Origin of the sequence: Vibrio rarus, assembly GCF_024347075.1 — a bacterium.
GTDB classification, from domain to species: domain Bacteria; phylum Pseudomonadota; class Gammaproteobacteria; order Enterobacterales; family Vibrionaceae; genus Vibrio; species Vibrio rarus.
This window is the reverse complement of the sequence record NZ_AP024900.1, coordinates 1,363,244-1,378,379: the sequence shown is the minus strand read 5'-3', so window position 1 is coordinate 1,378,379 and position 15,136 is coordinate 1,363,244. Positions and strand designations below refer to the sequence as shown.

Annotated in this window: 10 protein-coding genes and 1 pseudogene; 9 read left to right on the top strand and 2 right to left on the bottom strand. The window is 41.0% G+C overall.

Features of this window, described 5'->3' with window-relative positions; translation table 11 throughout:
• The first annotated feature begins 156 nt into the window (after nucleotides 1-156).
• Nucleotides 157-606 (top strand): macrodomain Ter protein MatP, encoded by a 450-nt coding sequence (gene matP, locus OCU56_RS06520; RefSeq protein ID WP_261874705.1) that lies wholly within the window; start codon nucleotides 157-159, stop codon nucleotides 604-606.
• Between the two features lie 24 nt (nucleotides 607-630).
• Nucleotides 631-930 carry a DUF3634 family protein gene (locus OCU56_RS06515; RefSeq protein WP_261874704.1) on the top strand — a complete coding sequence of 100 codons (300 nt, stop codon included), beginning with the start codon at nucleotides 631-633 and terminating at the stop codon, nucleotides 928-930.
• A 949-nt stretch (nucleotides 931-1,879) separates the two neighbouring features.
• Here OCU56_RS06515 and OCU56_RS06510 read toward each other — a convergent pair.
• Nucleotides 1,880-2,836, bottom strand: a complete 957-nt coding sequence (locus OCU56_RS06510; protein ID WP_261874703.1) for a hypothetical protein — start codon at nucleotides 2,834-2,836, stop codon at nucleotides 1,880-1,882.
• A 161-nt stretch (nucleotides 2,837-2,997) separates the two neighbouring features.
• Between OCU56_RS06510 and OCU56_RS06505 the strand changes: the two genes are divergently transcribed.
• The 5 genes and pseudogenes from OCU56_RS06505 to OCU56_RS06485 all read left to right on the top strand — a co-directional run bounded on the left by OCU56_RS06505 (nucleotide 2,998) and on the right by OCU56_RS06485 (nucleotide 12,197).
• The gene (locus OCU56_RS06505) at nucleotides 2,998-4,161 is read left to right on the top strand and encodes an MFS transporter (protein WP_261874702.1); all 1,164 of its coding nucleotides are present in this window, start codon (nucleotides 2,998-3,000) and stop codon (nucleotides 4,159-4,161) included.
• Between the two features lie 295 nt (nucleotides 4,162-4,456).
• On the top strand, nucleotides 4,457-4,600 hold the full coding sequence (locus tag OCU56_RS06500; RefSeq protein WP_261873930.1) for a hypothetical protein: 144 nt from the start codon (nucleotides 4,457-4,459) through the stop codon (nucleotides 4,598-4,600).
• A gap of 234 nt (nucleotides 4,601-4,834) precedes the next feature.
• Complete coding sequence (gene ltrA, locus OCU56_RS06495) at nucleotides 4,835-6,307, top strand: group II intron reverse transcriptase/maturase (RefSeq protein WP_261873931.1); 1,473 nt, start codon at nucleotides 4,835-4,837, stop codon at nucleotides 6,305-6,307.
• A 169-nt stretch (nucleotides 6,308-6,476) separates the two neighbouring features.
• Nucleotides 6,477-6,708: pseudogene (locus OCU56_RS06490) on the top strand (ISAs1 family transposase); the annotation flags it as partial.
• 248 nt (nucleotides 6,709-6,956) lie between these two features.
• Nucleotides 6,957-12,197, top strand: a complete 5,241-nt coding sequence (locus OCU56_RS06485; protein ID WP_261874701.1) for a hypothetical protein — start codon at nucleotides 6,957-6,959, stop codon at nucleotides 12,195-12,197.
• Between the two features lie 248 nt (nucleotides 12,198-12,445).
• Here the strand turns inward: OCU56_RS06485 and OCU56_RS06480 are convergent, their stop codons facing one another.
• Complete coding sequence (locus OCU56_RS06480) at nucleotides 12,446-12,814, bottom strand: hypothetical protein (protein WP_261874700.1); 369 nt, start codon at nucleotides 12,812-12,814, stop codon at nucleotides 12,446-12,448.
• Nucleotides 12,815-13,063: 249 nt separating this feature from the next.
• On the opposite strand from OCU56_RS06480, the gene ccoN reads away from it, so the two are divergent.
• Nucleotides 13,064-14,500, top strand: a complete 1,437-nt coding sequence (gene ccoN / locus OCU56_RS06475; RefSeq protein ID WP_261874699.1) for a cytochrome-c oxidase, cbb3-type subunit I — start codon at nucleotides 13,064-13,066, stop codon at nucleotides 14,498-14,500.
• A gap of 11 nt (nucleotides 14,501-14,511) precedes the next feature.
• A complete protein-coding gene (gene ccoO, locus OCU56_RS06470; RefSeq protein WP_261874698.1) occupies nucleotides 14,512-15,132 on the top strand; it encodes a cytochrome-c oxidase, cbb3-type subunit II in 621 nt (206 codons plus the stop codon).
• Nucleotides 15,133-15,136 lie beyond the last annotated feature (4 nt).

The window sequence follows — 15,136 nt, the reverse complement described above, 5'->3', positions numbered from 1 at the left end:
TCATTTAACCTATGTAATTGCCAAAGGTTATCTGTGACGTGCTTTGATTTTGTGCACAAAGCCAAATAACACCATGCATAACATTGTCAAAGGCCATCTCAAGGGTTACGCTGTCACTGTGTTGCCTTTTAATTTAACGGATTAAGATTTCAAACCATGAAATATCAACAGTTAGAGAACCTAGAGTGTGGCTGGAAATGGAACTACCTGATAAAAAAATGGAAGGAAGGAGAAACCATTACCCGTCATTTAGACAGTAGTGTGGATGCCACCGCAGTTGAACTTCTTAGAGCTATTGAGCATGAACCTGTGCAAGTACTGGAATGGATTGATAATCACATGTCTTTTGAGCTTGATAACAAGTTAAAACAAGCGATTCGGGCAAAACGTAAACGTCATTTTAATGCTGAGCAAGTTCATACTAGGAAAAAATCCATCGATTTAGACTACCGAGTATGGGAAAAACTGTCGTTACGTGCCAACGAATTGGGTTGTACATTATCCGATGCTATTGAGTATCTATTAAGTGAAGCGCAGCGCAGTGAAAAAGCCAGTCTAAAGGTAAACTTACTAAAAGAAGATCTCAACAAACTCTTATCCGACTAACTCTCAATCGTCATCGAGGTGCCCATGCTATACGTCATATTATTAGCCGCCATTCTTATCTTTGCCATCGTGCTATACGATAAGCCGTTTATGAAAATTCAATTCAAACAAGGTGACGTGAGTGCTTATTCGGGGCACGTAGACAAAGATTTTCTGCATCAATGTAAAAGCATCGTTAAAGGAAATCCATTTGATGGCACAGTAAAAGTGTACCGTTCAAGAAAACAATACAGAATGAAATTCTCCAAGGGTATTCCCAATAAAACACGTCACATTTTACGTAGCGCGCTAACTGGTGGCAAACCACACGCTAAGAAGCGTTAACGCTAGAGGTGACGTTTCTTTTAAAATATTTCTTTTAAACTATTGCGCCTAAATACACGAACCGTTTGTAGGCGCAATAGTTTATACGCAGCAATTTTATTACAGACCACAACAGCAAGCTCAAACACAGCAGACGACAAACTCCAAATTAAGCAGAGCAAGACTCAAAGATAAGTAACGCAGTACTAAACATGCTCATTTTACTTAAATAGCCCCTTACTATTTAAGTACGTATTATGTATATTATGTTAAATAGGGTTTATTTGATCTTAAACTGCTTCTTTATTTATCCCCTCTATTGTTTAAGTCTTGCTACCCACATCTGTTGTAGATTATCTGATTATCACAACACGCACAAAACAAAGACATTGTCATATAGACACAATCAACATAACAATACCGCATTAATTTATCGCTCTGCAATTACAGGTCATGTTGCTGGTTGACTGTAACGGGTAAACACGGATGTTTATCTATCTGAGTTTTTCATAATAACGCCCCTGTCTTCGTCATTGTCTAACCAGGCGCACCTTAACTGGATTGTATTTCTATGGTGATGACTTCACTGTGTGCTTAATTGAAAGATGATAACTTGCCGCTAGATTATCAATTTGCCCATCTCAACTTGCATGGATAAGCTTAGGTTCACTCATTATCCGGGTTGATTGGCTCTTTAATGGTTGTACTGCACTACATTTCAATCTGTGGCGGTTGCTGCAGATTATTGAACAACTGTCATTATTGCCTTTATTGCAATTTATCAGACAGGTAACTCCCACCGTTCACCATTTCTACGGATCTATTGAATGCTTTTAACTTATTGGGCTTACTTTGAATATTGAACTCTATTGAGCGTTGATATTGTTACTACAACATAGTTATAGTGCACTAGATTAAAGAAAAAAAGTTAAGGAATAATAGCTAGCAATCTATTATTCCTTATTCTCGTTTAGTACACAGGCTTCACTTCTTTTACTTCAAAGTTAGCAAAATCCACCTCATCTTCACCGGCATTTAATTGCTGCTTGGCTTTCAATGAACGGTAAATACCCCATTTAGGACGGACAAAATTGCCATGGTCGGCATCTGTGCCAGAGCGCCATAATTCGATATTGCTCTCATGCACCTCAATTAATGGGGTCTTCTCACCAACAGGAGTCACAGTCATTGTGAGACTGCCATGCTCGGCATAATTGGCTCTGACAAACACCTCAAACCAACGACCGGTTATATCTTTTTGCCAATCAATGTTATGTTGGGTCGAGTGATACAAGGTGTGATTAATCGTGCCACTGTGATCCGCATTATAACCAACGTGTCTCACTTCTAAGCCACTTCGACCATGCCTAACATTCGCCGTCAGGGTTAATATGGGTGAGTTAACTAGCGCATCACTCCCCGACTTCTTCACCGCTTTCAGTTGGAAAAGGTGTGTAAAATGCTTAGTGACTTTAAGATCATTACCAATTCTAAATTTCCAGCGATACTCAAAGGTTTTACCTAGATAACCTTTAAGTGACGAGTCGGAACGACCATAAACCTTTATTTCATTTCGCTGACGATCACTCTTAGCCAGTACATCTCTGTCATGGTCAAAGTCTCTATGGATCACAAATTTAAAGTAGTTGCCAATGTCAGGATCGGTCAATTCCGTAATATGACGCGCCCCTTGATGGTTTGCTTTGCCATATAAGTCAGGTGCTTCTATTGAACGAGGCCCAAATGCATCCCGTATTAACGAATAGGTATCAACACCTGCTGCACCATCAGAATCCAATTGAGCTTTACTGACTAACGTATAGCCTTTAATTTGCTCATAACTTTTTGTATTCACTGGATCTTGATGATGAGTCACACAGCCATTTAATACAAAAATAAGACTTAGAGGAAACACACATCTCAACATTTTAGTTCCTAAACTTGCACAATAATGCCAAACCATAACACCATTGATGAATGATTTTATTGCGTCACAACACAAAATATTCGCAATCATCACTGTTTTGTTACTCAACAAATAAGCTTAACTGCTTTATACTCCTGCCTCCTTCATTTTTTGGATAACCCGTGGCCATTTCACGAAAACACCTGCTTGCTCTAACCGCCATTTTATTGCTCTCTGCAAATTTACGAGGCCCATTTACCAGTCTCGCTCCTGTTTTAGACCAAATAATGACTCAGCTGCACCTAAGCTCAACCATGCTAGGTGTGCTATCGTCTCTGCCCTTGCTTTCCTTTGCCTTAATTTCTCCTGTTGCCTTAACGGTATTAAATAAATGGGGCTTAAAGGGCAGCATCTGTAGCGCACTGTTTGCAATTTTACTTGGGATTTGCCTTCGTTCAGCCGGCTCTGCAAGCTATTTGTATATAGGTACAATCTTGATTGGAGCTGGTATTGCGGTGGGCAACGTGTTGTTGCCCGTTGCGGTTAAGGCCAGTTTTCCAACGCGCATTACCGTTGTTACCTCTTTGTATGTCTTTACAATGGGCATAGGTTCAACCATAGCTTCCACTGTAATGGTGCCGTTATCTCATCAAACCTTTCTATCGCTCTCTGGGTGGCAGTTGGCCTTACTATTCAACTTAGTCTTTGCGCTTGCCGCATTAGTTATTTGGTTCGCCACTGACAACACTAATGACCAACACAATCGCCAACAATTAATCAGTATAAAAAGTTTATTAAAAAGTACAGTGGCATGGCAGGTAACACTTGCGTTAGGTTTTAACTCATTTACTTTTTATTCCTTTGCAGCTTGGCTACCCAAGCTATTGCTCGATCATGGCATGAATGAAATACAAGCGGGCTATGTGTATGGGTTACTGCAATTATCAACAATGCTTCCTGGTATCGTGCTTATCCCAATACTCTCTAGAGTAAAAAACACTCAGAGGGTCTTTATTACCACATCCCTGGGTGTGGTATTGGCGGTGCTAGGCTTAATAATCGCCCCACAATTTGCTGCTTTTTGGACGGTATTGTTTGGCTTTTGCAACTGCTCTACCTTTGTTGTTGCTATCTCGTTGGTGGGGTTACGTACACACTCAGCCTCACAAGCTGCCGCACTTTCTGCCATGTCACAAAGCATAGGTTACGCCATTGCCACTTTAGGCCCACCTCTTCTTGGTTATCTTTACCAATTGAGTCACTCGTGGTTTCTGCCATTACTTTGCGTAATGTTCATAGCGGTTTTATGTGCGCTGTTCGGTGCATTAGCCGCCCGAGAACGCTAGTGAGCCGTTATTTCCATTAACCGTAGTAATTAACTGGTCATTCTAGCTTGTTAAAGCATAAGGATGCCTTATCAACAGAATAACTCTATTTTGTCTGTGCGACCTGAAGTCGTATGAAGCGTTGTTCACCGCTTTATGAGTGAACCGTCTGTATCACCAGATGAACCTACGAGCCTGAATAAAGCAGCGGCTCGGACAATGTAACGAAACTTGGCCGTCTGGCCGAGTGGGAAAAGAATCGTAAGAGGACGTTCCTCCTGAAAACCACAATTCGGGTAAGTGCTAGGTAGTCAGTATGATGAACGTATGTGAATCCATTCAAGGTGCGTTATGTGATGAAGCAGCGGAAGTGGTTAATACGCTGTGGCCAAAAGGCAATGAGAGTTGGAAAGAGGTTGGACAGTACTCTTTCGTGGTCGCTGTACTCTCCGCACTATAGTGGGCATCTAAACTGACATTTTACGTAACATACGGAACAGGGTAAGCCTGAATCACTCCCTTTGGGAAAGCCTTTGTGGCCGATAGTGATGCAGGTATAGGAGGTCGGAAAAAGCGAAAGCTACATTGTAATGATGTAGATACAGACCTGTGTCTGATCACAAAAGTGAGCCCACTTCCGACTGGTCTCCCATTGCGAGATAATTTGAAGAACTTTATTCAAGGAGAAAAGCAAATGATGATCTCGAAAGAGATTAGTGCATCTTCTGACGGCGCTCAATGGCAGTCCATCGATTGGAAATCCGTTGAAGCACACGTATTGAAGCTTCAAATGCGTATCGCAAAAGCAACGAGAGAAAAGAAATACGGTAAGGTGAAGTCCTTACAGTGGCTCTTGACTCATTCTCGCTCAGCCAAACTTGTTGCGGTTAAGCGAGTCTCTCAGAATAAAGGCAGTAAAACGCCTGGAATAGACGGTGTCACCTGGAACACAGATGCACGCCGTATGAAAGCAGTCAATCAACTGAGTCGCAAGGCTTACTCTGCAAAACCACTCAAACGTATCTACATTCCCAAAAAGAACGGCAAGCTCAGGCCATTGGGTATTCCATGCATGATTGATAGAGCGCAACAAGCCCTCCACCTTCTAGCACTAGAGCCTGTGTCCGAAACGTTTGCCGACCTCAATAGCTATGGTTTTAGGCCAAATCGCAGCACGGCTGACGCCGTCAGTCAGTGCTTCAAATGTTTGGCTCTAAAGCAATCAGCGAAATGGGTCCTTGAGGGAGATATTAAAGCTTGCTTCGACAAAATCGGGCATCAATGGCTTATGAACAATATCACGGTAGATAAACGTATGTTAGAGCAATGGTTAAAATCTGGCTATGTGGATAAGGGACTGTTCTACGATACCGATGAAGGTACACCTCAAGGTGGAATAATTTCTCCAACCTTGATGCTAATGACTCTCGCGGGGATAGAACAACAAATAAAATCTACAGCCCTGAAACAGGGGGCTAGAGCCAACTTTATCGGTTACGCGGATGATTTCGTGGTCACTTGCTCTTCAAAGGAAGTGCTAGTGAACGACATCAAACCGTTGATTGCTGACTTTTTGGCAGAAAGAGGGTTAACCCTCTCCGAAGAGAAAACGAAGATCACTCATATTGATGATGGCTTTGACTTTCTGGGCTTCAATCACAGGAAGTACAAAGGGAAATTACTCATTAAACCGAGCAAATCCAACACGCTGTTATTCTTGAGAAATCTACGTGAACTTATTAAAAAGCACGCAACCATCCCTGTTAACGATCTTATCAAGTTGATAAATCCGAAACTTAGAGGATGGGCGAACTACTATCGCCATTGTGTTGCTAAACAAGTATTCGGGTATGTCGGCCACAAACTATTCCAAGCGCTATGGCACTGGGCAGTTAGGCGTCATCCAACCAAGTCCAAAGACTGGGTTGTTCATAAGTATTTTCTTAATCGTAAAGGCCAGTGGCAATTTCACGGTTGGCAGAAAATTATGAACATGGACTGTCACTTAAATTTGTTCCAAATAGCTAAAGTGCCTATAGAGCGACACGTAAAAATCAGGAATGCAGCGACCCCTTTTGACCCTCAGTACCAAGAATACTTGGCTAAGAGAAAACCCAAAAGGCTAGCTCGTAACTCTTGGAAAGAGCCTGTCCCGACTGCGTTATAAGTTGCTGGGTATCAATGATGCCTTAGTGGAGGCTTGAGCCGTATGCAGTGAAAGTTGCACGTACGGTTCTTAGGGAGACGGCACTTGGTAACAAGTGTCGTCCACCCGACACATACCATCTTTTAGTAGTTAAATATGACGTATTACTTCATTAGCAACGCATGATAAAGAGAGAAGTTATGGTCGAGTTGAATCAAGAAAATGCTATGTATTTGATAATAAGCGACTTAACGGAGACTTTACTCGCTGGGAAAACCTCAAAGCGTTAGTGATGATCGAGAACTTTCGATATGAAAAAGGTAAATCAGTAGGCTTAATATCGATATTACATCAGTTCAAAGAAATTAAGTGCAGAGCAACCCGCTTCGGTTGTGCGTTTGCCCTGGTCTATGAATCGTTTGATAATTTATTTGATATGGCCGGAGGTTTCTCCGGCCTTTTTATTTTTAGGTTTTTTAATTATACAACCTAAAAATGGAAGCATAGATTTAGCATCATATTTATATATCTGCTTGACCGCACGATATATATGATGAGATTTAAGGTTGAACGACGAGAAGCGTATAGTAATAATATAAAGTTATCTCTGTTTTTATCAAAGTAATAAAAGTGTAAGGGGATATTCTCTATCTAATATAATGGATATATTATGAAATCAAAATTTTTGATGATACCTTTAGCTTTGGCTGTATTAACAGCATGTAATTCTAATGAAGGACATTCAACGACTTCTACAACGCAACTAACACCTGTAGTTAACACTGCTGAAATTAAAGCACCTGAAACCAAGGCATCAGAAGCTAAACCCCCTGCGACTCAACCAACGAAAGTTGAAACACCTAAAACTAAAGCTCCTGAAACTAATAATAAAGCAATTAAGACACCCATAGTTAATACTCCCTTAGTTAAGACCTCAGAAGTTAAGACACCTGTAGTTAACACTGCTGAAACTAAAGCACCTGAAACCAAGGCACCAGAAGCTAAAACCCCAGTGACTCAACCAACGAAAGTTGAAACACCTAAAACTAAAGCTCCTGAAACTAATAATAAAGCAATTAAGACACCCATAGTTAATACTCCCTTAGTTAAGACCTCAGAAGTTAAGACACCTGTAGTTAACACTGCTGAAACTAAAGCACCTGAAACCAAGGCACCAGAAGTTAAAACCCCAGTGACTCAACCAACGAAAGTTGAAACACCTAAAACTAAAGCTCCTGAAACTAATAATAAAGCAATTAAGACACCCATAGTTAATACTCCCTTAGTTAAGACCTCAGAAGTTAAGACACCTGTAGTTAACACTGCTGAAACTAAAGCACCTGAAACCAAGGCACCAGAAGTTAAAACCCCAGTGACTCAACCAACGAAAGTTGAAACACCTAAAACTAAAGCTCCTGAAACTAATAATAAAGCAATTAAGACACCCATAGTTAATACTCCCTTAGTTAAGACCTCAGAAGTTAAGACACCTGTAGTTAACACTGCTGAAACTAAAGCACCTGAAACCAAGGCACCAAAAGTTAAAACCCCTGCGACTCAACCAACGAAAGTTAAAACACATAAAACTAAAACTCCTGAAACCAAGACACCAAAAGTTAAAACCCCTGCGACTCAACTAACGAAAGTTAAAACACATAAAACTAAAACTCCTGAAACCAAGGCACCAGAAGTTAAAAACCCTGCGACTCAACTAACGAAAGTTGAAACACCTAAAACTAAAGCACCTGAAACCAAGGCACCAAAAGTTAAACCCCCAGCGACTCAACCAACGAAAGTTGAAACACCTAAAACAGAAGCACCTGAAACTAAGGCACCAGAAGTTAAAACCCCAGTGACTCAACCAACGAAAGTTGAAACACCTAAAACTAAAGCACCTGAAACCAAGGCACCAGAAGCTAAATCCCCAGTGACTCAACCAACGAAAGTTGAAACACCTAAAACTAAAGCACCTAAAACTAAACCTGTTAAAGTTGTAGCACCTAAAACTAAATCACCTGAAACCAAGGCACCAAAAGTTAAACCCCCTGCGACTCAACCAACGAAAGTTAAAACACATAAAACTAAAACTCCTGAAACCAAGGCACCAGAAGTTAAAAACCCTGCGACTCAACTAACGAAAGTTGAAACACCTAAAACTAAAGCACCTGAAACCAAGGCACCAAAAGTTAAACCCCCTGCGACTCAACCAACGAAAGTTGAAACACCTAAAACAGAAGCACCTGAAACTAAGGCACCAGAAGTTAAAACCCCAGTGACTCAACCAACGAAAGTTGAAACACCTAAAACTAAAGCACCTGAAACCAAGGCACCAGAAGCTAAATCCCCAGTGACTCAACCAACGAAAGTTGAAACACCTAAAACTAAAGCACCTAAAACTGAACCTGTTAAAGTTGCAGCACAGAAACCTGTAATTCATGGCACACTGAGTGATGATTTAGAGTCATCTACACTGAGTGAAAGTTGGGTGAAATACTCTGGTGGTTCTGATGCAATGGGTTTAACTACTGATAAAGCTAACGGTGGTACTCAGTCATTATTGATAAAAGACAGTAGTTCAATAGAAGAGACGCATGTTGCATTACTATTTAAAGACCAAAATGTTGAGAATGGTACCGTCACCTTTGATACGTTAATACCAAGTTCTAATGATGATGACACCTATTTTGTTTTAAGTGATACCACTAACTCTGGATTTTATACGCTTCACTTAAAGGATGAAGATCTCTATCTGGAAGGGAATTATAGTAGTAAGCTCGTTGGGCATGTTTCGCGTGATAAATGGCATACCATTTCAATGAAATGGGATCGTTATAGCGGAAACTATACTACGTCTGTCGATGGCGCAAATGAGACAACGGTTATGATTTTCACTATTGACCAGTTTGTTAACAGAATAAAACCATCACAATTGCTTATTACAACAGGTTCAGAAACGGGTACGGGTAATAACGTTTACATTGATAATGTCGCATTCAACCTTGATGGAAGTGCGCAACCTACACCAGTAACCGCACCTACTCAACCTACGAAAGTTAAAACACCTAAAACTAAAGCACCTAAAACTGAACCTGTTAAAGTTGCAGCACAGAAACCTGTAATTCATGGCACACTGGGTGATGATCTAGAATCATCCACAATTAGTGAAAGTTGGGTGAAGTACACTGGTAGCTCTGATGCAATGAGGCTTACTTCAGCTAAAGGCACTAATAGCACTCAGTCATTATTGATAAAAGACAGTAGTTCAATAGAAGAGACGCATGTTGCATTACTATTTAAAGACCAAAAGGTTGAGAATGGTACCGTCACCTTTGATACGTTAATAGCAAGTTCTAATGATGATGACACCTATTTTGTTTTAAGTGATACCACTAACTCTGGGTTTTATACGCTTCACTTAAAGGATGAAGCTCTCTATCTGGAAGGGAATCATGGTAGTAAGCTCGTTGGGCATGTTTCGTGTGATCAATGGCATACCATTTCAATGAAATGGGATCGTCATAGCGGAAACTATACTACATCTGTGGATGGCGCAAATGAGACAACGGTTATGATTTTCACTATTGACCAGTTTGTTAACAGAATAAAACCATCACAATTGCTTATTACAACAGGTTCAGAAACGGGTACGGGTAATAAGGTTTACATTGATAATGTCGCATTCAACCTTGATGGAAGTGCGCAACCTACACCAGTAACCGCACCTACTCAACCTACGAAAGTTAAAACACCTAAAACTAAAGCACCTAAAACTAAACCTGTTAAAGTTGTAGCACCTAAAACTAAAGCACCTAAAACTGAACCTGTTAAAGTTGCAGCACAGAAACCTGTAATTCATGGCACACTGGGTGATGATCTAGAATCATCCACAATTAGTGAAAGTTGGGTGAAGTACACTGGTGGCTTTGATGCAATGAATCTAACTCCAGCTAAAGGCACTAATAGCACTCAGTCATTATTGATAAAAGACAGTAGTTCAATAGAAGAGACGCATGTTGCATTACTATTTAAAGACCAAAATGTTGAGAATGGTACCGTCACCTTTGATACGTTAATACCAAGTTCTAATGATGATGACACCTATTTTGTTTTAAGTGATACCACTAACCCTGGGTTTTATACGCTTCACTTAAAGGATGAAGATCTCTATCTGGAAGGAAATCATGGTAGTAAGCTCGTTGGGCATGTTTCGTGTGATCAATGGCATACCATTTCAATGAAATGGGATCGTCATAGCGGAAACTATACTACATCTGTGGATGGCGCAAATGAGACAACGGTTATGATTTTCACTATTGACCAGTTTGTTAACAGAATAAAACCATCACAATTGCTTATTACAACAGGTTCAGAAACGGGTACGGGTAATAAGGTTTACATTGATAATGTCGCATTCAACCTTGATGGAAGTGCGCAACCTGCACCAGTAACCGCACCTACTCAACCTACGAAAGTTGAAACACCTAAAACTAAAGCACCTAAAACTAAACCTGTTAAAGTTGTAGCACCTAAAACTAAAGCACCTAAAACTGAACCTGTTAAAGTTGCAGCACAGAAACCTGTAATTCATGGCACACTGGGTGATGATCTAGAATCATCCACAATTAGTGAAAGTTGGGTGAAGTACACTGGTGGCTTTGATGCAATGAATCTAACTCCAGCTAAAGGCACTAATAGCACTCAGTCATTATTGATCAAAGACAGTAGTTCAACAGAAGAGACGCATGTTGCATTACTATTTAAAGACCAACAGGTTGAGAATGGTACAGTAACGTTTGATACGTTAATACCAAGTTCTAATGATGATGACACCTATTTTGTTTTAAGTGATACCACTAACCCTGGGGTTTATACGCTTCACTTAAAGGATGAAGATCTCTATCTTGAAGGAAATCATGGTAGTAAGCTCGTTGGGCATGTTTCGCGTGATGAATGGCATACCATTTCAATGAAATGGGATTATAAGACCGGAGTGTATACTACATCTGTCGATGGCGAAAATGCGACAACGGTTATGATTTTCACTATTGACCAGTTTGTTAGAAGAGTAGAACCATCGCAATTGCTTATTACAACAGGTTCAGAAGCGGGTACGGGTAATAAGGTTTATATTGACCATGTCGCATTCAACCTTGATGGAAGTGCGCAACCTACACCAGTAACCGCACCTACTCATCCTACGAAAGTTGAAACACCTAAAACTAAAGCACCTAAAACTAAACCTGTTAAAGTTGTAGCACCTAAAACTAAAGCACCATCACCTACTCAACCAGCGGTATCTCCATCAACACACGCATCCGCAAGTGGAGATGATTTTGAATCCTATGCCGTTGGTGATACGGTTGGTGGTGACTGGAAAGTTCCTGATGCCAGTAAAATTGGACTAACCGCTATTATTTCTAAAGACCAAGTGGCGAGTGGAAGTGAAAAATCATTACTATTAAAAGATAATAGTACAACGGATAAACCATATGTCGCGTTACCATTCAAATCTGATGCGACTAGTGGGGCTGTGTCGCTTGATGCTTTTTTCCCAGCAGCTAACGAAAACTTCACTTATATTAAAATAGGTAAGAGTTCTAATAATAAAGATAGATACATTGAAATTAAACAAGAAGCTGAAAAATTAGTTATTGCCCATACAAAAAGTGTAAATGATGAGGTTATTGAGGATCATCTGACTCTTGATACTTGGCATACGTTTAAAATTTCTTGGACGGAATCTAATAAATATACTATCAACTTAGATGGCAGCGACATTGTTAAAGATGCGGATCAAACTGCTACTGGATATGGTGATACAGTTCCAACAGAGTTGGGACTTTACACCGGTGATACTAAAGGTGATACAAACCTAGCATACTTTGATAATGTTAAATCTGATCTATTCTAACGGTTGATCGCTTAATCTATATGGTCGGAGTTTTCTCCGGCCTTTTTTTTGTTTAGTTTAAGTCTTATAAGTTATATCGTAAGCAATAGTATGGACACAACCTCACTCACTAACAATGCTACATTGTAAATGGTTAGCTATTACTTGGATGAGGCACAAATGTTGGTTGCTTGGCGCATGCACAGCGTAAGTTCATAATACATCGGCGATGACACTGGGAATGAACACATTGCCCTCGCCCTGTTTATTTACTTTTTATTAACAACCACACGTACACTATTCTCTTCATTATCCATAGTAAACTGTAAAGGTTTGTCACTATCTATAGGGATAAGTGTTGAGATTTGATAGCTTGCACCATAATAGTGGATTAAAGCCTTATTTCCTCCTATTTGATCTGTTATCACACTAAATTCAGTGTTACTTTCACTTAACCTTAAACGGTACAGAGTCTCACCTAATCGTATCTCACACGGTTGTTGCGTCCAACATTGTTGGTAATGAGTCGCATTTGTCGATGAGTGTTGAATTGTTCGCCAACTAAAAACAGCGATAAGCACCGATAAAGTCACAACAATCTGAATTAAACGCCCTTTGGTGATTTTTTCCGCAGCCATAAATTTCTTCCTTTGTAACAAACTTCAAACTTTTTACATTAAATAGTAAAACTCTATGGATTCAGTTCGTTAAGTCTCTGTCATTCAAATGTTAAATCCGTATAATTCTTACTGTTAATATCGCTATTAAAATGGTTTTTATGAATTTGAGCCACTTTAACTCATTTTCTATTGTTTTTGGTGATATTTGTCGTTGCGTCAACTTGTTGGCGTTGTGTTGGAAAAGTGTAGTTATTAATAATTGGAAGCATGCAAATGAGCCAAGAACAGCAGCTTGAACAAAACTACAACTACACCGTTGTACGTCAATTTACCTTAGTGACCATTCTCTGGGGTATTGTCGGCATGGGTGTGGGTGTTTTGATTGCCGCTCAGTTGGTTTGGCCACAGCTCAACTTTGATACGCCGTGGTTAACCTACTCTCGTCTACGACCGCTTCATACAAACGCGGTTATTTTTGCGTTTGGTACAAGCGCCCTATTCGCCACATCTTATTATGTGGTTCAACGTACCTGTCAAGCTCGTCTGTTTGGTGGCCCACTAGTGGCATTCACCTTCTGGGGTTGGCAGGCGATCATTTTATCCGCCGCCATTTCATTGCCTTTAGGTTTTACCTCAGGTAAAGAGTATGCGGAACTAGAGTGGCCAATCGATATCGCAATCACTATCGTTTGGGTGGCGTATGCCGTCGTCTTCTTTGGTACTCTCATCAAGCGGAAAACATCGCATATTTATGTGGCTAACTGGTTCTTTGGTGCCTTTATATTGACCGTTGCGGTACTGCATATTGTCAATAGCCTCGCCATTCCCGTCTCTGGCATGAAATCCTACTCGGTGTACTCCGGTGCTGTGGATGCCATGGTGCAGTGGTGGTACGGCCATAATGCTGTGGGTTTCCTTCTTACCGCAGGCTTCCTCGGTATGATGTACTATTTTGTCCCTAAACAAGCTGAACGCCCCGTTTATTCATACCGTCTTTCAATTGTTCACTTTTGGGCTCTAGTGTCACTGTACATATGGGCAGGCCCCCACCATCTTCATTACACCGCACTTCCTGACTGGACTCAGTCTCTGGGTATGGTGATGTCTTTGGTGCTGTTTGCTCCTTCATGGGGTGGCATGATCAACGGTATTATGACCCTATCTGGTGCTTGGCATAAGCTGCGTTATGATCCTATTTTACGCTTCTTGATTGTGTCCTTGTCTTTCTATGGAATGTCTACCTTTGAAGGCCCAATGATGGCAATCAAAACCGTCAACGCTCTTTCACACTACACCGACTGGACTATCGGCCACGTACACTCAGGCGCATTAGGCTGGGTAGCTATGGTCTCCATTGGTTCTGTTTATCACTTAGTGCCGAAGTTGTTTGGACAAGAGCGTATGTACTCTGTTGGTCTGATTAACGTGCACTTCTGGTTAGCTACTGTGGGTACCGTATTGTACATAGTCGCAATGTGGATCTCAGGGGTAATGCAAGGTCTTATGTGGCGTAGCGTGAACGCTGATGGCACATTAACTTACAGCTTTGTTGAGTCCGTGCAAGCCTCTTACCCCTACTACACGGTTCGCTTTATTGGCGGCGCCATATTCTTATCAGGAATGTTCTTAATGGCCTACAACACCTATAAGACCATCAAAGCCCCAAAGGACAGCCTTAAAGCTGTGCCTCAACCGGCACAATAGGAGATTTTGATATGGCTAACAATTCAAAAAATCGCCACGAGCTCGTTGAGAAAAACGTTGGTTTGATGGCTATATTGATTGTTTTTGCAATCAGCTTAGGGGCCTTGGTAGAAATCACCCCTTTGATTTTCCAAAAACAAACTACAGAGCCGGTAAAAAATCTACGGGTTTACTCGGCCTTGGAAATGGAAGGACGTGATATTTACATTCGTGAAGGCTGTAGTGTATGTCACAGCCAAATGATCCGTCCTTTTCGCTCTGAAACAGAACGTTATGGCCACTACTCCGTTGCCGGTGAAAGTGTCTGGGAGCACCCATTTTTATGGGGTTCTAAACGTACTGGCCCTGATTTAGCCCGTGTTGGCGGTCGTTATTCAGATGAGTGGCACCGTGTTCATTTAATCAACCCTAGGGAGCTGGTTCCTGAGTCGAACATGCCCGGCTTTCCTTGGCTAGAAGAAAATGTACTGGACGGCAAGTTAACCCAAAAGAAACTTGAGATATTCAAGAATCAATTTGGTGTTCCCTACACTGACGAGCAAGTTGCATCAGCACAACAAGATGTAGCCGGCAAAACAGAAATGGAAGCTCTAATTGCTTATCTTCAGTCTCTCGGCCATGCAATGAAGTAAGGAG